Annotated in this window: 26 protein-coding genes and 1 tRNA gene; 13 read left to right on the top strand and 14 right to left on the bottom strand. The window is 63.3% G+C overall.

All coding sequences use genetic code 11. The features are described from left to right. Positions 1–95 precede the first annotated feature (95 nt). The 4 genes from HU763_RS15190 to HU763_RS15175 form a co-directional block, all read right to left on the bottom strand. Entirely contained in the window at positions 96–332 is a 237-nt protein-coding gene (locus HU763_RS15190; protein WP_186687066.1) for a hypothetical protein, read from the bottom strand. A 51-nt stretch (positions 333–383) separates the two neighbouring features. Beyond that, positions 384–605 carry a hypothetical protein gene (locus tag HU763_RS15185; protein ID WP_186687069.1) on the bottom strand — a complete coding sequence of 74 codons (222 nt, stop codon included), beginning with the start codon at positions 603–605 and terminating at the stop codon, positions 384–386. 157 nt (positions 606–762) lie between these two features. Then, entirely contained in the window at positions 763–1,773 is a 1,011-nt protein-coding gene (gene adhP, locus HU763_RS15180; RefSeq protein ID WP_170030448.1) for an alcohol dehydrogenase AdhP, read from the bottom strand. A gap of 222 nt (positions 1,774–1,995) precedes the next feature. Next, positions 1,996–2,670, bottom strand: coding sequence for a polysaccharide lyase family 7 protein (locus HU763_RS15175; RefSeq protein WP_186687072.1), 675 nt, complete (start codon positions 2,668–2,670; stop codon positions 1,996–1,998). 259 nt (positions 2,671–2,929) lie between these two features. Between HU763_RS15175 and HU763_RS15170 the strand changes: the two genes are divergently transcribed. Then, on the top strand, positions 2,930–3,127 hold the full coding sequence (locus HU763_RS15170) for a hypothetical protein (protein ID WP_186687075.1): 198 nt from the start codon (positions 2,930–2,932) through the stop codon (positions 3,125–3,127). A 1-nt stretch (position 3,128) separates the two neighbouring features. On the opposite strand, the gene HU763_RS15165 is transcribed toward HU763_RS15170, so the two are convergent. Then, positions 3,129–3,542 (bottom strand): DoxX family protein, encoded by a 414-nt coding sequence (locus tag HU763_RS15165; protein ID WP_186687078.1) that lies wholly within the window; start codon positions 3,540–3,542, stop codon positions 3,129–3,131. Positions 3,543–3,646: 104 nt separating this feature from the next. Next, a tRNA-Leu gene (locus tag HU763_RS15160) sits at positions 3,647–3,731 on the bottom strand. A gap of 201 nt (positions 3,732–3,932) precedes the next feature. Between HU763_RS15160 and HU763_RS15155 the strand changes: the two genes are divergently transcribed. From HU763_RS15155 to HU763_RS15140, 4 genes are all read left to right on the top strand, one after another. Then, positions 3,933–4,208 carry a hypothetical protein gene (locus tag HU763_RS15155; RefSeq protein ID WP_186687080.1) on the top strand — a complete coding sequence of 92 codons (276 nt, stop codon included), beginning with the start codon at positions 3,933–3,935 and terminating at the stop codon, positions 4,206–4,208. An 85-nt stretch (positions 4,209–4,293) separates the two neighbouring features. Further along, positions 4,294–5,451: a two-component system sensor histidine kinase NtrB gene (locus HU763_RS15150; protein ID WP_186687082.1), complete on the top strand. Its 1,158-nt coding sequence runs from the start codon at positions 4,294–4,296 to the stop codon at positions 5,449–5,451. Between the two features lie 5 nt (positions 5,452–5,456). Next, positions 5,457–6,902 (top strand): ATPase domain-containing protein, encoded by a 1,446-nt coding sequence (locus HU763_RS15145; RefSeq protein ID WP_186687084.1) that lies wholly within the window; start codon positions 5,457–5,459, stop codon positions 6,900–6,902. A 12-nt stretch (positions 6,903–6,914) separates the two neighbouring features. Continuing rightward, complete coding sequence (locus HU763_RS15140; RefSeq protein WP_186687087.1) at positions 6,915–7,268, top strand: response regulator; 354 nt, start codon at positions 6,915–6,917, stop codon at positions 7,266–7,268. A 45-nt stretch (positions 7,269–7,313) separates the two neighbouring features. Here HU763_RS15140 and csrA read toward each other — a convergent pair whose 3' ends face one another. From csrA to HU763_RS15100, 8 genes are all read right to left on the bottom strand, one after another. After that, complete coding sequence (csrA, locus tag HU763_RS15135; protein ID WP_004375914.1) at positions 7,314–7,511, bottom strand: carbon storage regulator CsrA; 198 nt, start codon at positions 7,509–7,511, stop codon at positions 7,314–7,316. A 253-nt stretch (positions 7,512–7,764) separates the two neighbouring features. Further along, complete coding sequence (locus HU763_RS15130) at positions 7,765–8,787, bottom strand: DNA topoisomerase IB (RefSeq protein ID WP_186687091.1); 1,023 nt, start codon at positions 8,785–8,787, stop codon at positions 7,765–7,767. A gap of 58 nt (positions 8,788–8,845) precedes the next feature. Continuing rightward, a complete protein-coding gene (gene modC, locus HU763_RS15125; RefSeq protein ID WP_186687092.1) occupies positions 8,846–9,937 on the bottom strand; it encodes a molybdenum ABC transporter ATP-binding protein in 1,092 nt (363 codons plus the stop codon). A 1-nt stretch (position 9,938) separates the two neighbouring features. Then, positions 9,939–10,619 carry a molybdate ABC transporter permease subunit gene (modB, locus tag HU763_RS15120; protein ID WP_170030438.1) on the bottom strand — a complete coding sequence of 227 codons (681 nt, stop codon included), beginning with the start codon at positions 10,617–10,619 and terminating at the stop codon, positions 9,939–9,941. Further along, positions 10,619–11,377 carry a molybdate ABC transporter substrate-binding protein gene (gene modA / locus HU763_RS15115; protein ID WP_186687095.1) on the bottom strand — a complete coding sequence of 253 codons (759 nt, stop codon included), beginning with the start codon at positions 11,375–11,377 and terminating at the stop codon, positions 10,619–10,621. The genes modB and modA overlap by 1 nt, the downstream gene beginning before the upstream one ends. A 185-nt stretch (positions 11,378–11,562) precedes the next feature. Beyond that, positions 11,563–12,651 (bottom strand): NAD(P)H-dependent flavin oxidoreductase, encoded by a 1,089-nt coding sequence (locus tag HU763_RS15110; protein ID WP_186687098.1) that lies wholly within the window; start codon positions 12,649–12,651, stop codon positions 11,563–11,565. 41 nt (positions 12,652–12,692) lie between these two features. Next, entirely contained in the window at positions 12,693–12,863 is a 171-nt protein-coding gene (locus HU763_RS15105; protein WP_170030435.1) for a hypothetical protein, read from the bottom strand. A gap of 7 nt (positions 12,864–12,870) precedes the next feature. Then, complete coding sequence (locus HU763_RS15100) at positions 12,871–13,173, bottom strand: DUF1883 domain-containing protein (RefSeq protein ID WP_004375922.1); 303 nt, start codon at positions 13,171–13,173, stop codon at positions 12,871–12,873. A gap of 160 nt (positions 13,174–13,333) precedes the next feature. On the opposite strand from HU763_RS15100, the gene HU763_RS15095 reads away from it, so the two are divergent. The 8 genes from HU763_RS15095 (at position 13,334) to HU763_RS15060 (ending at position 21,938) form a co-directional block, all read left to right on the top strand. Beyond that, the gene (locus tag HU763_RS15095) at positions 13,334–13,693 is read left to right on the top strand and encodes a hypothetical protein (protein ID WP_170030434.1); all 360 of its coding nucleotides are present in this window, start codon (positions 13,334–13,336) and stop codon (positions 13,691–13,693) included. 77 nt (positions 13,694–13,770) lie between these two features. Beyond that, positions 13,771–14,421 (top strand): c-type cytochrome, encoded by a 651-nt coding sequence (locus tag HU763_RS15090; RefSeq protein ID WP_186687101.1) that lies wholly within the window; start codon positions 13,771–13,773, stop codon positions 14,419–14,421. Beyond that, the gene (locus HU763_RS15085) at positions 14,418–15,332 is read left to right on the top strand and encodes a c-type cytochrome (RefSeq protein ID WP_186687104.1); all 915 of its coding nucleotides are present in this window, start codon (positions 14,418–14,420) and stop codon (positions 15,330–15,332) included. Before HU763_RS15090 ends, HU763_RS15085 begins: the two co-directional genes overlap by 4 nt. 298 nt (positions 15,333–15,630) lie before the next feature. Further along, on the top strand, positions 15,631–16,470 hold the full coding sequence (gene galU / locus HU763_RS15080) for a UTP--glucose-1-phosphate uridylyltransferase GalU (protein WP_013973181.1): 840 nt from the start codon (positions 15,631–15,633) through the stop codon (positions 16,468–16,470). A gap of 96 nt (positions 16,471–16,566) precedes the next feature. Next, a complete protein-coding gene (gene gorA, locus HU763_RS15075) occupies positions 16,567–17,922 on the top strand; it encodes a glutathione-disulfide reductase (RefSeq protein WP_186687106.1) in 1,356 nt (451 codons plus the stop codon). A 230-nt stretch (positions 17,923–18,152) separates the two neighbouring features. Next, complete coding sequence (locus HU763_RS15070) at positions 18,153–18,644, top strand: fimbrial protein (RefSeq protein ID WP_186687109.1); 492 nt, start codon at positions 18,153–18,155, stop codon at positions 18,642–18,644. Between the two features lie 62 nt (positions 18,645–18,706). Next, positions 18,707–19,444: a fimbrial biogenesis chaperone gene (locus HU763_RS15065; protein ID WP_186687112.1), complete on the top strand. Its 738-nt coding sequence runs from the start codon at positions 18,707–18,709 to the stop codon at positions 19,442–19,444. Between the two features lie 13 nt (positions 19,445–19,457). Next, positions 19,458–21,938, top strand: a complete 2,481-nt coding sequence (locus HU763_RS15060) for a fimbria/pilus outer membrane usher protein (protein ID WP_225931886.1) — start codon at positions 19,458–19,460, stop codon at positions 21,936–21,938. The last annotated feature ends 103 nt before the right edge of the window (positions 21,939–22,041 follow it).

The following is a 22,041-nucleotide window of genomic DNA, read 5'->3' as shown; positions in this document are numbered from 1 at the left end:
AGTGATCGATGGCGAGTTGATCATGCGACGTCTGTTGGCATGATCGAAAGTGGGGGTGCCCAGGCGCCCCCGCTGCCTCGCCTCATGCAAAGGCGCTAGCCTTCAGGTGGGCTTATCCCACAGATGAATTCATCCGACCCCAAGCGGTGCGAACCGAACTCCACCACGTAGCCATGACCACGGCGCTGTGCCTCGGCCCTGGCCGTCTTCTGGTCGGCATAAACATCGACGAAATGCCAAGGATGGCGGTCTCTCAGCACGCCCCAACCGAGCAACCAGCCTTCATTGCCTGGGTCGGGTGGCAGGTTCTTCGCCAAGCTGCGGATGCTCATGTCTGTACCTCGATTAGCTGACCAGTCGCCTGTTCGCGAAGGCGCTACGACTCACGGCTTGGACACTACCGTGAAGGAAGCATCGCATTTCGGCTGCAGTAACACTGGCCTATCGAACAGCGCACCGCCACTGGTGATGAAGCCGCTGGTCTTTTCCAGATAAGCCCATAAGCCCAGATCGTGGATGACGATTTGTGTCGCAGTGTGCGGCTGACCAAGGCTGAGCTCGTATTCGATCCGCTCGAGCACGTCTTTTGCTTCTTCTTCCGTCATGCTGTCCACCCCTTCAAACCACCGTTCATCTCAGGCCCGGCAGGTTGCCAGGCAGAAATTCCTGCCCTTACCAGCAACTAGAGCCCAGGCGGCACCGGTTGGTTCGTTTTTATCAAGGGGTAGCGTGCGCTGCAGCCACAGCCAGCGCACGTGTACGTCATCCTTCGAACTGAATCACCATCCGCCCTTTGATCTTGCCCTCCAGCATTTCCTCGAAGATGTGGTTGATATCTTCGATAGGGCGCAGCGTGACCTTCGGCACCACTTTCCCTTCTGCGGCAAACTGGAAGGCTTCCTGCAGGTCCTGGCGGGTACCGACCAGCGAACCGACCACTTCGATACCGTCCAGCACCAGGCGGGGGATATTCAGGTCCATGGCTTCCGATGGCAGCCCGACTGCCACCAGTCGTCCGCCGGCGCGCAGGGCGTCGACCGCCGAGTTGAAGGCAGCCTTGGCCACTGCGGTAACCACCGCCGCATGGGCGCCTCCGGTCTTTGCCTGGATGACCTTGGCAGCATCTTCGGTACGCGGATTGATTACCAGGTCGGCGCCCATCTCGCTGGCGAAGCGCAGCTGCTCGTCATTGACATCGATGGCGATCACTTTGGCGTTGAACACGTTCCTGGCATATTGCAGCGCCAGGTTGCCAAGGCCACCGAGGCCGTAGATGGCGATCCACTGGCCGGGGCGGATGTTGGAGACCTTCACCGCCTTGTAGGTAGTCACGCCGGCGCAAGTAATGCTGCTGGCTGCCGCGGAGTCGAGCCCGTCGGGCACTTTGACCGAGTAGTCGGCCTTGACGATGCAGGCTTCGGCCATGCCGCCGTCTACCGTGTAGCCGGCGTTCTTCACCTCGCGGCACAGGGTTTCATTGCCGCTGTTGCAATACTCGCAATGCCCGCAGCCCTGGTAGAACCAGGCCACGCTGGCGCGGTCGCCTGGCTTGAGCGAGGTGACGCCCGGCCCGACCTCCTGGACCACGCCAATACCTTCGTGGCCCAGCACCACGCCGGTCTTGTCACCGAAGTCGCCGTTTTTCACATGCAGGTCGGTGTGGCACACACCACAGCATTGCATCTTCAGCAGCGCCTCGCCGTGTTCGAGTGGGCGCAGGGTCTTCTCCACCACCTCTACGCGACGGCCTGGGGCAACAACAGCAGCTTTCATATGAGCCTCCGTTTCCTGTTCCGAATGGGCTTGCTTATCGCCGGCTAAGCATAGCTCTGGGTCGCTACGGGAAAACTGCTTCAGGTCATGCTCAGGGGCGCGGCGTATGCCACAAAAAGAAAAGCCCGCGGCAAGGATGCGGCGGGCTGTAAGAACATAGGGAGCAGGGTCAGTGTGCCCAGCCGGATGTCAGTATTTTGTGAAGTTCAGGTGATAGGGGTGTCACGCATGGCTCAGGTCCAGTTGGCTGATCACACACACCGAGCCGTCTTCGGGCGGCGTGGTATCGGTATAGTCCACCTGGTTGTACACCCCGCCATGGAAGTTCAGCGTGCGCGTGGCCCAGGTATCGTTCAGTTGGAGGCCCGAGGTCGTGCCGGTGCGGCCATTGCAGCTGGCGCTGACCGTGCAGGCGCCGGCCGCCGTTACCTCGATGGTGATGTCGAAGCGCGCCCCCAGCGGGACGTCGGTCAGTACCGTGCTGCTGCTGGTAGTGAGCTGGTTGAACTCGGTACGGAAACCGACGGTTATTCTGGCCTTGTTCCAGAACACCTTGATAGGTGGGCTGTCATCGTCTTTGACATGCAACTGGGCAATCACCACTTTCTGCGCCAGGTTGACCTTCTCCAGCACCATGGTCTGGTGGTTGCGGTGCCGGGCGGTGCTGTTCAGTGCCCAGTAGACGGGCTCCTTCCACTCGCAGCGGGTGCGGTGGGTGCTTTTGCTGGAGGCGCCCTTGGTCGGGGCGGTCAGGCGCACCGAGCCATCACTCAGGCGGGCAACCACCTCGGGCAGCGTGGCCAGCGCCTGGGCGCCGGTCAATTCCAGGGCGACCGGGTCGGTGGCGGATTTGGCTACGGGGGTGGTAATGATCAGGGTGTCGATGTTTACAGTCATGGATGCTCTCCTTGAAAAACAAAGGTCCTGCATCATTTGCGAGCGTGGCCAGCATGGGCCGGGTTCCCTGTGATTTTCCTGCATTGGACAGGGGGAGGGTGGCAGCCATAAAAAAGCCCGCCGGGAAAGGCGGGCAAGCAACGTTTGAAGGGAGAGCCTGCAGGTTGGACTCGGCCGGTTAACCCAGCATTAAACGGTAATGCATTGACCTGCGCGGTTGATCAGCCTATACAGGCCTGCCACGAGCCCAGGAGCCAGCATGCACGACGAAGACGACCTGCACGAACCCGAGCATGATCACCTGCTTGATCACGAATTCCTGTACGACGACAGTGAAGCAGAAGCCGATGCCCGAGGCATCGAGGATGACATCGAGGAAGACGAACAAACGCTGGATGAGCTCGATGACGAAGAACGCGATCACCCAGCGTGGTTCGACGACTGCGAAGAGGAGTGATTCAGCGACCGTCTACTGAAAAACGCCCTGGGCCACTGACGGCCAGCGCCAGCAGGCCGCCCATGATGCTGAGGTTTTTCAGGAACTGGGTCAGGTTGGCACTGCGCTCCGGGTCGACCATGTTCCAGAACGGGTGGCCCAGCAACGCAGTGCCCAGCACGAACAGGGCGAACAGGAACGCCAGTGGCCGGGTGTAGAAGCCGAGGATCAGCAGGATGCCGACAACGAATTCCATGAGAACGGCAACTGCTGCTGCCAGCATCGGGGCAGGGGCGCCCAGCGAGGTCATGTAGCCGACCGTGCCGTCGAAACCGGTCAGCTTGCCCCAGCCAGACAAGATGAACAGGATCATCAGTGTCACTCGGGCGACCAACAAAAGGATGTCGCGTTGACCATCGAACAGTGAGTAGCGCATGGCAGCGTTCCAGTGGACCAATATATGCACCACTCTAGCAGCTGCGGCGAGGCTTGTTGGTGCGCAACAAAAAAGCGCCCTGAAGGCGCTTTTTCAAAGGAATTTGGTGCGAGTGGCGGGACTCGAACCCGCAAGGCTCACGCCGACAGATTTTAAGTCTGCTGTGTATACCAATTCCACCACACTCGCACGCTTGAAGGGGTCGTGAGGACCGGCTCGCTTCTAAGCAGAAGGGCTTCGCATTCAAGCGCGCTTTATAACCCATCGTTATAGTTGCGTCAACCACAGCACCTATGATCAACAGAGAAGGGGTCGGTCGAAGGAGCAATTGACACCTTGCTGTCAATGCGCCACCGTCCTTCTTCTATTGGATCCAATGAGTGTGCGGCGATGACTCGATCCGAAGCTTCGCAGCGTATCCTGTACCAACGGCTTTTATGGCGGCTGCTGTTCGCGCACGTGCTGGTGTTGGGCGCCTTTCTTTATGTGTGCCTGATCAGCCTCGGCGTGTACCTGGTGATGCTGGGGTTCGATGCCGAACACGCTCAGCCGCAGCAGTTGATGGCCTTCGCCGGTGGTGGCTTGATACTGCTGGTCAGCCTGTGGCTGCTCAAAGTGACGATGCCGTGGTGCATCGGCTCGGTATCGGTTGACTCCGAACACTGAGCTGCGCCAACCCCTGAGCCCAGCCACGCGCGAGCAGGCTGGTGGGTGCGTATTTTTCCTTTCCTGCCGTACCGGTGGAGTTTGCATGGTTTCAGCCGACTGTCTCAACCCCGTCATGCCTGACCACCGCTATGAGCAATTGGTCCAGTCGGTGGTGGATTACGCCATCTATATGCTCGACCCGACCGGCCATGTGGTGTCGTGGAATGCCGGTGCGCAACGCATCAAGGGCTACCGCGCCGATGAAGTGATCGGCCAGCATTTCTCATTGTTCTTCACTACCCAGGATTGTGCCGAGGGCCGCCCGGAGCATTTGTTGCGGCAGGCATTGGAGCAGGGTAGCGCGCAGGACGAAGGCTGGCGGGTGCGCAAGGATGGCACGCAGTTCTGGGCCTTGGCCGTGCTGCATGTGATTCATGATGACCTTGGCCAGGTTGTTGGCCTGGCCAAGGTCATCCGCGATATCACCGACCGCCGCGAGGCGGCGCTGCAACTGGATGCGGTACGCGCCCAGCTGTTCCAGGCCCAGAAGCTGGAAGCACTGGGCCAGTTGACCGGCGGCCTGGCCCACGATTTCAACAACCTGTTGACCATCATCATCAGCTCGGCGCACCTGGCTCTGTCCACCAAGGACCCGGCACGCGCCCAGCGCATGCTGCAGCACATTCTCGACGCCGGGCAGCGGGGTACTGAACTGACCCAGCAGTTGCTCAGCTTTGCCCGCCATCGCACGTTCGATGTAACCCGCGTCGCCCCGGCCAGCCTTGTCGCCGCCACGCGCGGCCTTCTGGAGCATGCGCTGCCGGGTTCGATCGAGCTGAAGGTGCTGCTGCAACCGGACCTGCCGCTGATCGAGGTGGATGCCGGGCAGTTGCAGATGGTGCTGCTCAACCTGCTGTTCAATGCCCGCGACGCCATTGCCGGGCGGGGCCGGATCGGCTTGACCGTCGATGTGGTCGAGCTGGCTGGCGAGGTGGAAGGGCTGCACGGCGGTTTTGTGCGTTTCGAGGTGGAAGACAGCGGTGAAGGGATTGCGCCAGCGGTACTGCCGCGGATCTTCGAGCCGTTCTTCACCACCAAACCCTTTGGCAAGGGTACCGGCCTGGGCCTCTGCCAGGTGTACGGCTTCGCCAGGCAGAGCGGTGGCGCGATCCGTGTCGAGAGTGAACCCGGTCAGGGAACTTGCATGCAGCTTTACTTGCCAATCTATCAGGACCAGACACACAGCCAACTCGACAGGTAGATACCATGGCTCAGGCACTCAGGCGGCTGGTGACGGGCATCGAAGGGCTCGATGCGTTGTTGAAGGGTGGCCTGGTGGCCGGTGCGTCCTACATCGTGCAGGGCCCGCCGGGGGCCGGCAAGACCATTCTTGCCAACCAGCTGGCCTGCGGGCATGTGCGCGGCGGTGGCCGGGTACTGGTGGCGACCTTGCTCAGCGAGTCGCACGAGCGGCTGTTCCAGTACCTGGCGACCCTGGAATTCTTCGACCCGTCGCTGGTCGGCGACCCGATCCAGTTCGTCAGTGCCTTCGACACCCTGGAGCAGGAAGGCCTGGATGCGGTGGTGCGGCTGCTGCGCCAGGAAATCGCCCGGCAACAGGCCAGCCTGTTGATCGTCGATGGCGTGCTCAATGCGCGCGTGCGCGCAGAAACCACGCTGGATACCAAGAAGTTCGTCTCCGAATTGCAAGGCCATGCGGCATTTGCCGGCTGCACCGTACTGCTGTTGACCAGCGCGCGCCTGGAAGAGGGCAGCCCCGAGCACACCATGGTCGACGGCGTGATCGAGCTGGGCGAGCAACTGCACGGCAGCCGTGCCGTGCGCCATATCCAGCTGCGCAAGACGCGCGGCAGTGCGGCGCTGTCGGGGCGCCACGAATGCCTCATCGATGAAGCCGGCCTGCACGTCTACCCGCGCCTGGAGTCGCTGTTCGGCCACCCCAGCTCTGCGGGCACTGCCACCCGGGAGCGGGTCAGCTGCGGCGTGGCAACCCTGGATGAAATGCTTGGCGGTGGCCTGGCCACGGGCTCGGTCAGCCTGCTGATCGGGCCCTCCGGTATTGGCAAGACCTCATTGGGCCTGGCCTTCCTCGGTGCCAGCAGCCCGCAGGCGCCGGGGCTGCATTTCGGCTTCTACGAAACGCCGGAACGCTTGCGTATCAAGGCCGCGTCGTTGGGGCACGATTTTGTCGCGATGGAGCAGCGCGGCAGCCTGCAGCTGTGCTGGCAGCCAACCACAGAAGGCCTGCTCGATCAGGTCGGGGCGCGCCTGCTGGAGCGGGTCGAGGCACAAGGCAGTAAGCGCGTGCTGATCGACAGCCTGGGGGCGTTCAGCCGCCTGGCCATCGACCCGGCGCGGCTCAATGCATTTTTCCGCGCCTTGACCGGCGAGCTGCGCGCGCGTGACGTCAGCGTGATGCTCACCTGGGAAATGCGCGATATCTTCGGCGCGGAAATCAGCGCCCCGGCGCCAGACCTGTCGAGCATCGTCGACAACCTGATGCTGATGCGTTTCGTCGAGCTGGATTCGCAGCTGCGGCGTATGTTGTCGATCCTCAAGGTGCGTGACAGCCATCACGACCCGGCCTTGCACGAGCTGCAGATCGGGCCACAAGGCCTTACCTTGCGCAAGGCGTTCGAAGGCGCCTGTGGAGTGCTTTCAGGAACGCCGGTGCCACAGGGAAGTGGCTGACGGGGCGGGCCAATGAACACCATCCTGATCGTCGATGACGAATACCTGATTGCCGATATCCTCGGTTTTGCCCTGGAGGACGAAGGCTTTCTGGTAGAAAAGGCCAGCAATGGCTTGAAGGCCCTGGAAGCGCTGAAGGAAAAGCGCGTTCAACTGGTAATTACCGACTACATGATGCCGCTGCTCAACGGTGAGGAACTGGTGCGTTCGATGCGCCAGGACCCGGACCTGAGCGACCTGCCGGTCATCCTCATGAGTGGGGCGCAAGCCAACCAGGGGCGCCCGGAACTGTTCGCCGCGGTGTTCGACAAGCCGTTCGACATCGACGGTATGATCGCCAAGGTGCGCGAACTGCTCGGCACCTGAGGCGCGGGGCGGTCAAGCGCGTCCGTGCGGCTTGAGGCGGGTCGCTCAGTGCGAGTCGTCGTGCTTTTCCGGGGCCGGGCTGCCGGCCTGGATACGCTTGAAGATCTCTTCACGATGGACCTGGACATCTTTCGGTGCATCGATACCGATCCTCACCTGCATCCCCTTGACGCCCAGAATGGTGACTTTGATGTCATCATTGATGACGATGCTTTCGCCAACCTTACGGGTGAGTATCAGCATGTAGTTCTCCTTGGTGATGTAAAAGTCCGTCGGGCTAGTTGCCGCGGCGGCGGGAGCTGGTCCCTCTTCCTTCTCATTAAAGACGCTTTCGGCGGATAGTAATTCCCCGACAGACAAATTCTGTTGCGTGTCTTCAGTCGCAGGTGCCGAAGCAAACCGCCAGCGGTTTGTCGGCCAAGGTGCTCGGTGGCAAGAATAGGGGGCTTGGCGTCCAATGGGAAATTTCTTCGCATCATGGGCTGAATAGACCAGGTTAATGGTCCGGCTGTTCCTCAAGTGCCTGAAGAAATAGCAACAAAGCCACTTCTTCACGGTCCAGGCCTTTGCGCACGCGGCTTTTCGGCAAGTTGGCCAGACGCCCCAAGGCAAAGTGTTCCAGTACTGCCGGGTGGATATAACAGCGCCTGCACACGGCCGGTGTATTGCCCAGGCGCGTGGCCACCTGGCGGACGATGGCGCTGACCTGGCGCCGGGCTTCGCTCTCGGGCTCCCAGGCCAGCGGCCGCAGCAGGGCCAGGGCCAGGCGGCTGCCGGCCCAGGTGCGGTAGTCCTTGGCGGTAAAATCGGCACCGGTCAACTGTTGCAGAAACTGGTTCACCTCGCTGGAGCCGACGCTATGGCGTTGGCCGTCTTCATCCAGGTACTGGAACAGCGCCTGGCCGGGCAGTTCCATGCAGCGCTTGAGCAGGCTGGCCAGGCGCCGGTCGTTGAGGGTGACGTTGTGTTCGACGCCACGCTTGCCACGGAACTGGAAGCGAATGGTGCTGCCTTTGACTTGCACGTGGCGGTTGCGCAGGGTGGTGAGTCCGTAGGACTTGTTGTCACGCAGGTAGCGTTGGTTACCGATGCGGATCAGCGTGTGGTCGAGCAGGCTGACCACCAGGGCCATGACCTTTTCCCGATCCAGGCCTGGGCGGGCAAGGTGCGCCTCCAGTTGTTTGCGCAGCTTCGGCAACGCGTGGGCGAAAGCCAGCATGCGCCCGTACTTGTGTTGATCGCGCATTTCCCGCCATTGGGCGTGGTAGCGGTATTGCTTGCGACCACGGGCATCGCGCCCCGTCGCTTGCAGGTGGCCCTGCGGGTCGGCGCATATCCACACGTCGGTGTAGGCCGGGGGGATCACCAGTGCGGCGATACGTGCCAGGGTGTCCGGGTCACGTACCCGCTGGCCTTCGGCGTCGAGGTAGATGAAGCGGTCCCGCCAGCGTCGGCGGCTCAGGCCAGGCTGGCTGTCATCGACGTAATGCAGCGTTGCGGGGAGCGGGCAGTCGGGCATCGGCAGCAGGCCTCGATCAGGTTGACTGATCAATGGACAGCGGCCACGCGGTGGATGCTCAGCCCAGCAAGGCCACCGACTTGATCTGGGCGAACAGCAGCTGGCCCGGGTGCAGGCCGAGTTGGTCTGCCGAGAAGCGGGTGATACGCGCCAGCAGGGCATTGCCGTCGGCATCCAGGCTGACCAGCACATGGGCCGGGTTGGCCGCCGGCTGGCTTTGGCGCACGCGCACCGGCAGGCGATTGAGGATGCTCGAGGTGCCATCGGCGGTCAGCGCAAGGCTGATGTCACGCGCCTGCACCTTGACCCGCAAAGTGCTGCCCATCACCTGGGCCGGGTGGGCGATGCGCAGCAGCGGCCCATTGGCGCCGGGCAGGCGCAGGGTGAGCAGGTCGTAGTGTGGGTCATGGCCCACCACCAGGCCGTCGAACACCACGCCGGCGTCCTCGCCCTGGGCCAGCGACAGGTCGAGGCGGGCCAGGGTTTCGCCGACCGGGCCGCTGGCCACCGCCTGGCCTTGCTCCAGCAATACCAGGTGGTCGGCCAGCCGCGCCACTTCGTCCTGGGCGTGGCTGACGTACACCAGGGGGATGTCCAGCTCGTCGTGCAGGCGTTCCAGGTAGGGCAGGATCTCGCGCTTGCGTGGCCCGTCGAGGGCCGCCAGCGGCTCGTCCATCAACAGCAGGCGCGGGCTGCTGAGCAGTGCGCGGGCGATACCCACCCGCTGCGCCTCGCCGCCGGACAAGGTCGCAGGCCTGCGTGCGAGCAAATGGCCGATGCCCAGCAATTGGCAAGCCTGGTCGAGGTTGACCTTGCGCTCGGCTGGGGCCACCCGGCGCCAGCCGAATTCCAGGTTGCCGCGCACCGTCAGGTGCGCAAACAGGCTGGCCTCCTGAAACACATAGCCTACCGGGCGCAGGTGCGGGGGGCGGAAGTAGCCGCGCGCGCTGTCTTCCCAGACCTCGCCGTTGACCTCGATATAGGCGCTGGCGGCCCGTTCCAGGCCGGCCAGGCACCGCAGGCAGCTGGTCTTGCCGGAGCCCGAGTGGCCGAACAGTGCGCTGATGCCACGCCCGGGCAGGTGCAGGTCGACCGCCAGGGTAAAGTCGTCACGAGCCAGTTTCAGGCGCGCCACAATCGATGTGCTCATATCAGCTCCAGCCAGCTTTGCCGCGCCGTCCGGCGTACAGCATCAGCAGCACCAGGAAAGAGAACAACAGCATGGCGCCAGCCAGCCAGTGCGCTTGCGAATAGGCCATGGCCTCGACATGGTCGAAGATCTGCACCGAGACCACCCGGGTCTTGTCCGGAATATTGCCGCCAATCATCAACACCACGCCGAACTCGCCCACGGTATGGGCGAAGCCGAGGATGCTGGCAGTGATGAAGCCTGGGCGGGCCAGCGGCAACACCACGTGGACGAAGCTATCCCAGGGGCTGGCGCGCAGCGTGGCAGCCACTTCCAGCGGGCGCTGGCCGATGGCGGCGAACGCATTCTGCAACGGCTGGACCACGAACGGCATGGAGTAGATCACCGAGCCGATCACCAGGCCGCTGAAGCTGAACACCACGCTGCCCAGGCCCAGCGCCTGGGTCGCCTGGCCCAGCCAACCTTGCGGGCCAAGGGCGATCAGCAGGTAGAAGCCGATCACCGTGGGCGGCAGCACCAGCGGCAAGGCCACCAGCGCGCCCACCGGGCCGCGCAGCCACGAGCCCGTGCGCGCCAGCCACCACGCGATCGGCGTGCCGACGATCAGCAGGATCAGGGTGGTCAGGCTGGCCAGTTTCACGGTCAGCCAGATGGCCCCCAGGTCAGTGGCGTCCAGCGGCATCAGATTTCATAACCGTAGGCTTTGATGATCGCCGCGGCCTTCGGGCCTTTCAGGTACTCGACCAGGGCCTTGGCGGCGGGGTTGTCCCGGCCTTTTTCAAGGACCACTGCGTCCTGGCGAATGGGCGCGTGCAGGGACGATGGCACGATCCACGCCGAACCGCTTGCAAGCTTGCCATCCTGGTAGATTTGCGACAGGGCGACGAAGCCCAGCTCGGCGTTGCCGGTGGAAACGAACTGGAACGCCTGGGTGATGTTCTGCCCCTCGACCAGCTTGGGCCGGGTGGCCTCGGTGAGTTTCAGCTTGTCCAGCACCTGGACGGCGGCCAGGCCGTAAGGCGCGGTTTTCGGGTTGGCGATGGCCAGGTGCTGGTAGGCGTTGTGCTGCAGCACCTGGCCTTGGCTGTCGACATAACCAGGCTTGGCTGACCACAGGGCCAGGGTGCCGATGGCGTAGGTGAAGCGCGAACCTGGAACGGTGGCCTGTTCCTGTTCGAGCTTGGCCGGTGTGCTGTCGTCGGCGGCGAGGAATACCTCGAACGGGGCGCCATTGCTGATCTGGGCGTAGAACTGCCCGGTGGCGCCATAGGCGGCGATCAGCGTGTGGCCGGTGTCGTGCTGAAAGTCCCGGGCGATAGCCTGCATGGGGGCGGTGAAGTTCGCTGCGACCGCAACCTGGACCTCGGCGGCCCAGGCTGTGTTGAGGGTGAGCAAGCTGGCCAGGGCGGTGGCAGCCAAGTGGAGAAGGCGGGTACGCATGAACGCAGCTCCTTGGGCTTATCGTTATATCCTCAACTATATAGCGATAGGCAGTGGGCCTGGAAGGGGGCATCGGCAGGCCCGGCCTGTTCGCCGGTAAATCCGCCCCCACCGGTACTGCACAGCGTCCGAATGTTGTGATGGCCCTGTAGGTGCGGGTTCAGCCGCAATGAGGCCGAGCCTGCCTACGAGAAGGCCGGCCGCCCGACCACGGCCAGCGCTTTCTCGGCAATTTCGCGGGTCAACTGGCCTGCCGGGCGGTGCTGGCCCAGGCGCAACGCTTGCCCCGACCACAGGTTGCTGAAGTCGCTGTTGCCCTGTGGCTCGGTGATCGCCCGTAACGGCATCAGTGCACCACCGGCCAGCGGGAAGCGCGGTGCCAGTTCGCTCATCGGCCCCAACTCGCGCATGATGCGGTTGTTGATGCCGCGCGCCGGGCGGCCGGTGAACAGGTTGGTCAGCGCTGTGTCGCTGGCGGGTGCGCTGTCCAGTGCCTGGCGATGCGCCGGCGAGACCTTGGCCTCGGGGCAGAACAGGTAAGCCGTCCCGATCTGCACCGCCGAGGCACCCAGGGCCAGCGCTGCGACCAGGCCGCGGTGGTCAGCGATGCCGCCAGCGGCAATCACCGGTACGCTGACCGCATCGGCCACCTGCGGCACCAGGGCGAAGGTGCCGATCTGGCTGGTGATGTCGTCGCTGAGGAACATGCCGCGATGGCCGCCAGCTTCATAGCCCATGGCGATGATCGCATCACAGCCATGGCCTTCCAGCCATACCGCTTCTTCCACGGTAGTGGCGCTGGACAGCACCTTGGCACCGCTGGCCTTTACCCGTTGCAGCAGCTCGCGCCGGGGCAGGCCGAAGTGGAAACTCACCACCTCCGGGCGCAATTGCTCGACCAGTTGGCAGCTCTGCTCATCGAAAGGCGCGCGGTTGGACACGGGGGTGGGGGCTGCGAAATCCGCACCCACTTCCTGGTAATACGGTTCGAGTGCCTGCTTCCAGCGTGCATCGCGCTCGGCATCGGGCGCTGGCGGCTGGTGGCAGAAGAAGTTCAGGTTCAGCGGCCGGCCCGGGCAGCCGGCACGGAAGGCGGCGATTTCGGCGCGCACCTGGTCACCTGTGAGCATGGCGCAGGGCAGGGCCCCCAGCCCACCCGCAAGGCCCACGGCAATGGCCATGGGCGCACCGCTGGCGCCCGCCATCGGCGCCTGGAGAATGGGCAGTTCAATGCCCAGCAGGTCGAGGATACGGCGGTCGGGCCAGTGGCTCATGCGGTTCTCCTTGCGCGGGCGAGCGGTGCGGCGGGGGGCGGTTACAAGGCTTTGCTGACCTGGATGTCGCTGATCTTCTCGGCGTCTTCGCCGTGGATCTTGCGCAGGGCTTCCAGGGCTTGCTCGAGGGAGGCGTCGGGCATCTGCGCGAAGTCCCAGCGGCGCTGGCCGTCGAGTTTGTATTTGATGACGTACTTGATGGTCTGGGTCATGGTGGCCTTACCTGAGTTTCGACGACGAACGACGGACGATCTTGATCTTGTGGGTCAAGGTTGGCTTGCGGGTCACCGAGATCGGGCGCGTGGTCACGGTATCGATGGTGATGTTCCAGAAGCCGGTACTGGGCACGGTGATCTTCGCCGGGAATTTGTCGAAATGGCCGCCGTGGTAGGTGTGACGGCCGCCGTTCTTGAAGCTGCGGAAGTTGGCGTCGTTCATCAGGCGGATGTTGCAGCGCTGGGAGCACTCGATGACGACGATGTCGTCCTCGTTCAGGTGCTCGCGCTGGTGTACGAATTTCATGTGATGCTCCGCAAGGATTGGTTCTGCAAAGGCAAACGATACCACGATGTCGGGTTACACTGCCGCGCTGTTCGGCCAGGCGCAGATAAATCTGCCAAAGCAGGGAGCAAAACCGCCTGGTCGTGGTCGAAGCGGATTCTTGATGGCAGAGGTGCTGCAAATGAAGTGGATGGTGGCGGCGTTGTCGCTGACGCTGGGTGGCTGCGTGAGTGTCGCGGAGCTGGAACAATCGCATGAAACGCTGGACGTTATTTCTGGCAAGTCTCCGCGCGCCTATGCCGATTGCGTCAAGCACAAGCTGGCCGATACGCGTGACCCGCTGCAGGAAGAACAGCGTGGCGATGGCCTGCGCCTGATCGTGCCGCAGAAGCTCAGCGCGGGCGCGGGCCCGGCGGCGCTGGTAGACATCGACAAGCGTGGCAGCGGCAGCAGCATCAAGCTGCACGAGCGGCTGAACAACTTCCCGCTGCGCCTGGGCGACGTGCGCACCGCGGCCACCCAATGCATCTCCGGGAGTTGATCCAGGGCAACTGATCGTGCTCCTTTTGCTTATATGTTTTAGGCCTAAGCATATAACAATAGAAAAGGAGATTCGTGATGACACCCTTGAGACGTGTCGTGGTCGGCAGCTTGCTGATCCTGGCCTGGCCTGCGGCGCATGCCGCCGATGGCCAGAAGGTGTTCACCCAGGGCGGGGCCAACCCCGCCGCCATGGCTTGCCTGGGTTGCCATGGCCCGGACGGCAGGGGCATTGCCGCTGCCGGCTTTCCGCGCCTGGCCGGGCTGCCGGCCGGCTACCTGCGCAAGCAGTTGCATGACTGGCGCAGCGGCAGCCGCAAGCAGCCGGTGATGGAGCCGTTGGCCAAGGCGTTGAGCGATGACGAGATCGACGCGGTCAGCAGCTACCTGGCCAGCCTGCCGGCCAGCCCTGCCGGCGAACTGCGCCGTCAGCAGATCGCCAATGACCCCACCACCCGCATGGCCCTGTACGGCGACTGGAGCCGGCAGATCCCCGGCTGCGTGCAATGCCACGGCCCGGGCGGCAGTGGCGTTGGCGAGCACTTCCCGCCCTTGGCTGGCCAGCCCGCCAGTTACCTGATGGCGCAGCTCAACGCCTGGCGCGATGGCAGCCGCAGCAATGACCCCAACCAGTTGATGGTCGGTGTGGCCAAGGCCATGACCGATGCCGAGGTCAAGGCCATTGCCGAGTTCTTCGCCCGCCCCGCCAGCCAGGAGGTCACGCCATGAAACCGCTGCTGCCAAGCTTGTTGCTGCTGGCCATGGGCAGCGCCCAGGCCGCCCAGATTGCCATGGAAGACCAGTCGCAGTTGAAAGTGCCAGGCGTGCAGGCCGCGCCGCAGTTCGTGCCGCCTGCCGAAAGCGACTTGCCTGACAATGCCTTCGGCAAGATGGTGCGCGAGGGGCATGCATTGTTCGTCGATACCCGTCGGCTGATGCCTGAGGCCGTGGGCAACGGCATGAACTGCAGCAATTGCCACCTCGACCAGGGCCGGCTGGCGCATTCCGCGCCGATGTGGGGGGCGTACCCGATGTACCCCGCGTACCGCAAGAAAAACGACAAGGTCAACACGTACGCCGAACGTATCCAAGGGTGTTTCCAGTTCAGCATGAACGGCAAGCCGCCGGCCGCCGACAGCCCGCAGATGACGGCGTTGGCAGTGTATTCGTACTGGTTGTCGACCAAGGCGCCAACGGGCGTGGAGATTGCCGGGCGCGGTTACCCGGAGGTGGCGCAGCCCAAGGGCGGCTACGACTTCACGCGTGGCCAGCAGGTGTACCGCGAGCAGTGCGCGATCTGCCATGGCGACAATGGCGAAGGGCAGAAGGTGGCCGGCGAATACGTGATGCCGCCGCTGTGGGGCAAGGACTCGTACAACTGGGGGGCCGGGATGCACCGCATCAACACGGCGGCGTCGTTCATCAAGTACAACATGCCGCTGGGCAAGCCGGGCAGCCTCAGCGACCAGCAGGCCTGGGACGTGGCGGCCTGGATCAACCGCCATGAACGGCCGCAGGACCCGCGGCTGGTGGAAGGCTCCATCGAGAAGACACGGTTGAAATTCCACGCCAATGACGGGGTGAACCTGTATGGGCAGAAGGTAGACGGAGTGCTGATCGGCCAGGGCACCGGTAGCTGATGGCCTGTACCGGGCTTGTCATGGGTGGGCCTGCTGCGACCAGGGGCTGCACAGTTTCGCATGCTGTTGCAGTACCCTGTGGAAGCGGGTTTAACCGCGAAGAGGCCGGTACGGTCGAACGCCACTGCTGTCATCCAACGTTGATGTATGACGGCAATATTTACGTTCCCTTGGAACTATCTACACTGGGTTATCTCTATCTTCCCAACGGTCGGCCAGCGGCAGGGCATTGTAAGGTGACTGCCGCCTGATTAGACTGCGCCGAATTCCACAGGCCTAGCCTTTTGTAAGGACGTATATGATCAAAAAATGCTTGTTCCCGGCAGCCGGTTACGGCACCCGCTTCCTGCCTGCTACCAAAGCCATGCCCAAGGAAATGCTGCCGGTGGTCAACAAGCCACTGATCCAGTATGGCGTTGAAGAGGCACTGGATGCCGGTCTGAACGAGATCTCCATCGTCACCGGGCGCGGCAAGCGTGCCCTGGAAGACCACTTCGACATCAGCTACGAGCTGGAAAACCAGATCAAGGGCACCGACAAGGAAAAATACCTGGTTGGTATCCGTCGCCTGCTCGACGAGTGCTCGTTCTCCTACACCCGCCAGACCGAAATGAAAGGCCTGGGCCACGCCATCCTCACCGGCCGCCCGCTGATCGGCGACGAGCCGTTCGCCGTGGTGCTGGCGGACGACCTGTGCGTCAACCCGGAAGGTGACGGTGTGCTGACCCAGATGGTCAAGCTGTACAACCAGTTCCGCTGCTCGATCGTCGCCATCCAGGAAGTCGACCCGCAGGAAACCAACAAGTACGGCGTGATCGCCGGCGACATGATCCGTGACGACATCTTCCGGGTCACCAACATGGTCGAGAAGCCGAAGCCGGAAGACGCCCCGTCCAACCTGGCGATCATCGGCCGCTACATCCTCACCCCCGATATCTTCGATATCATCGCCAACACCGAGCCGGGCAAAGGTGGCGAGATCCAGATCACCGACGCGCTGATGCAGCAGGCGCAGAACGGCTGCGTGATTGCCTACAAGTTCAAGGGCAAGCGTTTCGACTGTGGTGGAGCCGAAGGCTACATCGACGCAACCAACTTCTGCTTCGAGAACTACTACAAGACTGGCAAGGCTTACTGACAAGCCTGCTGGCCGCAAAGCCACCCTTCGGGGTGGCTTTTTTGTTTGCGGCCGCCAACGGCGTTATGCTGGGCGCCTGCCTAGGAGACTGAATGCATGGCCTACGATTTTGATCTGTTCGTGATTGGCGCCGGGTCCGGCGGTGTGCGTGCGGCGCGCTTTGCCGCTGGCTTCGGCGCGAAGGTGGCGGTGGCCGAAAGCCGCTACCTGGGCGGTACCTGCGTCAACGTCGGCTGCGTGCCAAAAAAACTGCTGGTGTACGGCGCGCACGTAGCCGACGAGCTGGAGCAGGCGGCAGGTTTCGGCTGGACCCTTGAAGAAGGGCACTTCGACTGGGGAACGCTGATTGCCAACAAGAACCGGGAAATCGAACGCCTCAATGGCATCTACCGCAACCTGCTGCTCAACAGCGGGGTCACCCTGTTGCAGGGCCATGCGCGGCTGACCGGTGCCAATGAAGTGGAAGTGGAAGGCCAGCGCTACAGCGCCAAGCATATTCTCATTGCCACCGGTGGCTGGCCACAGGTGCCGGACATCCCCGGCAAGGAATTGGCCATCACCTCCAACGAAGCGTTCTACCTCAAGGACCTGCCTCGCCGGGTGCTGGTGGTCGGCGGCGGTTACATCGCGGTCGAGTTCGCCGGCATTTTCCACGGCCTGGGCGCCACCACCAGCTTGCTGTATCGCGGCGATCTGTTCCTGCGTGGCTTTGACGGCTCGGTGCGCGCCCACCTCAAGGAAGAGCTGGAAAAGCGCGGCCTGGACCTGCAGTTCAACGCCGACATCCAGCGCATCGACAAGCTCGAAGATGGCAGCCTCAAGGCCACCCTCAACGATGGCCGCGAGCTGCTCGCCGATTGCGTGTTCTACGCCACCGGCCGCCGCCCGATGCTCGACAACCTGGGCCTGGAGAACACCGGCGTGGAACTGGACGCGCGCGGCTTCATCCGGGTCGATGATCAGTACCAGACGACCGCAGCGTCGATCCTGGCCATTGGTGACGTGATCGGCCGCGTGCAGCTCACCCCGGTGGCCCTGGCCGAAGGCATGGCCGTGGCGCGGCGCCTGTTCAAACCTGAGCAGTACCGCCCGGTGGATTACCGCAACATCCCCACCGCTGTGTTCAGCCAGCCACCGATCGGCACCGTGGGCCTGAGCGAAGAGCAGGCTCTGGAAGCCGGGCACAAGGTGCAGATCTTCGAAAGCCGCTTCCGCGCCATGAAGCTGACCCTTACCGACATCCAGGAGAAGACCCTGATGAAGCTGGTGGTGGATGCCGAGACCGACAAGGTGCTGGGCTGCCACATGGTCGGCCCGGACGCCGGCGAGATCATCCAGGGGCTGGGGATTGCCCTCAAGGCCGGCGCCACCAAGCAGCAGTTCGACGAGACCATCGGCGTTCACCCGACTGCCGCCGAAGAGTTCGTTACCCTGCGTACCATCACCCGCTGATGGCACCCGGTGGGAAGCATGGTCTCGTCTGCACGTGGTCATGCTTCCTACCTCGAGGGGGCAATTTTCAACTCCCCGACTGCTGAGTCAGCCTACATTTTTACCGCGTCACCTTACTGATACTGCACCGCGCCGCATCCAGCGGCAGGGGCCCGGCAGCCAATGCCTGGCCATTTCCATGAGTAAAGAAGGTGACTATGAACTCGAAGTCGTTGCTTGCAGGTTGCTGCATGCTGTTCTTGTGTGCGCAGGCAGCACAGGCCGATTATGGCCAGATCAGCCTGGACGGCCTGGTAGAGGCGCCAACCTGCCAAATCAATGGTGGTAACGGCAACCTGCCGGTGTCGTTGCCAGCGGTGAACGCGGCACTGCTTGCCAGCCCCGGTCAAACCGCCGGAAATACGCCCTTCCAGCTGAATCTCAGCAATTGCTCCCCGGGTGTTACCCAAGTGTCGACCTATTTCGAATCTGGCCCGACCATCAGCCCGGAGGGGCGCCTGATCGTTGATGCAGGCGGTAGCGAGAATGTCCAGGTGGAGCTGCTCAACGATAAGCAGGCACCAATGAACCTGGCGGCGCCAAAGGGCTCGCAGAATTCGCAGGTGGTACCGATCGTCAGCGGTAATGCGACATTGCGTTACACCGCACGCTACTACTCCACCGGTGGCACCACGCCTGGCCTGGTGGCAACCCGCGTGCAGTACTCGCTGGACTACCCATGACATTTCTCTGAAGGCGGCCCGCTCCAGGGCTGCCTTTTTCAACGTTCCTGAGCATCTTCATCATGCGTTTCTTCTCCAACGCCGTGCGGTGCGGCTGGTTGCTGGCCGTCTGCCTGGTATCGCCGCCGCTTGCCGCCAATGTGGTCATCGCCAACACGCGGGTTGTGTTTCCTGCCGATCAGTCCGAAGTCACGGTCAAACTGAGCAATGTCGGCAGCACGCCCTCGCTCGTTCAGGCCTGGGTCGACGATGGTCGGCCCCAGGCCCGGGTGCAGGACCTGCAGGTGCCGTTCGACGTGATGCCCGCCATGTTTCGCCTCGATGCAGGCAAAGGCCAGAGCCTGCGGCTGTTTCATGGCGGAGAGGCAATGCCCGCCGACCGCGAGAGCCTGTATTGGCTGAATGTGCTGGACGTGCCCCCCAAGGGTTCGGGTAATGCCCTGCAGGTGGCGCTGCGCTCACGCATCAAATTGCTGTATCGGCCGGCAGGGCTGCCGGGGAAGGCCGTTGATGCCCACCGCCGAGTCACCTGGCAGTTGCTGCGTGAAGGCCAGCAATGGGTGCTGACGGCCAGCAATGGCAGCCCTTATGTGGTCAACCTGGCCAGGGTGACCGTGGAGCAGGCCCGCCAGTCTCCACTGCAGCTGGGCCCCAACCACGTGCTGCCGTTTGCCAGTACCCGTTTCAGCCTCGAGCGCCTGGCCGGGGAGTCAACCGTTCGACTGCACTACGCCTTCATCGATGACTACGGGGCGGTGCGTGACGCACCGCAAGCGGTGACCGTGCACTTGGCAAATTGAGGCGCAGTGCAGGATGGGTCAGCCATTGCGATTCAATCTTCGTTGTCGTTCTACCGCGGGTGTGTTGCTGGGCTTGCTCGCAACCCCGGCAAGCGCCGTCGAGTTCGATGCCGGATTGCTCCGCCAGGGAACCTCAGCCGACCTGCGCCGCTACGAGCAAGACACGACAGTGCCAGAGGGCCGGTACTCTCTCGATGTGATGCTGAATCAGCAGTGGCTCGGGCGCCATCATGTGCTTTTGCGGGCGCCGGGGCCAAGTGGTCAGGCGACACCTTGCTACAGCGAAACCTTGCTACAGAAGCTGGGCGTGGACCTGCGCCGCCTTGGCCGTGAGAGCACCGACCTACTCGCCCAGGATGAAGCCTGCGCAGGGCTGGGCAGCATCGTTGCAGAGTCCCGTGAAACGCTGGATTTCGCCAACTTGAGGCTGGACCTGAGTATCCCGCAGCAGGCCTTGCAGCGCCTGCCCGGCGGGTACCTGCCGGCGGAAAACTGGGACAGCGGCATCACTGCCGGCTTTTTCGACTACCGCCTGAACCTGTATGAGCAGCATGATCTTGAACAGGGCAATGCCACGCGCCAGGCCTATCTGGGGGTACGTTCCGGGTTCAACAGCGGCCGCTGGTACTGGCGCCACGAGGGCAGTTGGCAGGCTTCCTCAGGTATCGCCTCGCGTTATCAAACCACGGCCACATCGGTGCAGCGGGATATTCCCGCCTGGGCTGCGCAGTTGACCATCGGCGACAGCTATAGCGGCTCGGAGGTATTCGAGGGCACCGCCATGCGCGGCATGCTGCTGGGCAGCGACCAGCGCATGTTGCCGGAGCAGCAACGTGGCTTTGCCCCCGTGGTGAGAGGCGTCGCCAACAGCGTCGCGTTGATCAGCATTCGCCAGCGCGGTGTGCTGATCCATGAATCCACCGTCGCGCCGGGGCCGTTCGAAATCGACAACCTGCACGCCAATGACTTGAACGATGACCTGGAGGTGACGCTGCGCGAGGCCGATGGCAGCGTACGCACTTTCATCCAGCCCTATGCGGCTGCGCCACTGGCACTGCGCCCTGGCGCAAGGCGGTTTGAACTGGCCAGTGGCGTCTGGCGCCAAGCGTATGGGCGCTCGGGCCCAGGCTTTGTGCAAGGCAGTTGGCAGCAAGGCCTGGACAATCATTTGAGCGTACACGGCGGTACCTGGTTGGCCGAGGATTACCTGGCCAGTGCGATGGGGGTTGCCCTGAACACCGGGCTGGGGGGCCTGGGCCTGACCGGATATCACGCCAGCGCCGAGCCTGCCGGCCATCGCCGGGTGCGTGGCCAGGCCTGGCGCTTGAGCTGGCGTCAGCGCATGAGCGCTACCGATACCGACCTTAGCGCGACGCTGATCCGCAGCGAGGGGCCAGGCTATTACAGCTTCAACGACTACGCCCGCGCGATGGAGGGTGCGCGGATCGACCCGCTACGTTGGCAGGCCGGCCTGGGGGTGGATCAGCCCGTAGGGGCGCGCGGCGGTCGTTTCACGTTGCGCGCCAGCCTGCGACAGCGTTGGGCCAGCAGAGGCCGTAGCGAAAGCTACAGCGTTGGCTACAACAACCACATCGGGACGCTCAGCTATGGCATCAGCCTGAGTCGTGAGCAGGCTGTAACCGGCCATGCCGTCGACGCCCTCATGTTCAATGCCAGCCTGCCGCTTGGCGAGCGCCGCCGGTCCTCGCTCAGTACGGCGTTGAACAGCGACTCTCGCAGCCAGGGCAGCGCCAGCGTTCGTTGGCAAGGCGTGTCCGGTGAACATGGCCAATGGGGCCATGGGCTGGCGCTGGTGCGCCAGGAAGGCGAGCGGGCCGACAGTGGCTTCGACGCCACCCTGCAGCACCGTGGGGCGAGTGGCGATATCCAGGGGGCGTTGTCGAGCCGGCGTGGCTATCGCCAGGCAACGCTGGGGGCGCAAGGCGCCGTGGTCGCCCATGCCGGTGGCCTGATCACCGCACCGCCGCTGGGCGAGAGCTTTGCCATCGTGCATGCTCCCGGCGCCGATGCTGCGCGCCTGCGCCAGCACCCGCAGGTCAGCCTCGACCGGCGCGGTTACGCAGTCATGCCGGCGCTGGTGCCTTACCAGGTCAATACGGTCGAACTCGAACCCAAAGGCATGTCCCGCGATACCGAGTTGCAGCTGACCGCTCAATCGGTGGTGCCACGCGCCGGTGCTGCCTCGTTGCTGCGTTACCCGACGCGCAGCGGTCGCCAGTTCACCCTGCGGGCGCGTTTCGAGGATGGCAGTGCGCTGCCGTTCGGCGCGCTGGTGTTTGCCGGGCAGGCCACCGAGCAGGATGAGTTGGGCATGGTCGGGCAGGGGAGCCGCCTGCATGTGCGCACCGACAGGGATGCCGGCACGCTACTGGTCAAGTGGGGGGACGCACCGGATGAGCAATGCTCATTGGCCTACCAGCTGGCCGACAGTCAGCCGCAGCGGGTGCACATTTGCAGGCGCGGGGAGGCTTAGAAGCCAAAGCCTCTATCGAGGCCGGCGCTTTATAGCCAAAACCAATGACGCGCATGAGGTTTGCCAATGAGCCTAATCGCCGACCAGCGGTTAGGATTCTCTC

The sequence above is a fragment of the Pseudomonas anuradhapurensis genome, assembly GCF_014269225.2.
GTDB lineage: Bacteria > Pseudomonadota > Gammaproteobacteria > Pseudomonadales > Pseudomonadaceae > Aquipseudomonas > Aquipseudomonas anuradhapurensis.
The sequence above is the reverse complement of the archived record's forward strand: the minus strand, read 5'-3'. Positions and strand labels throughout refer to the sequence as shown.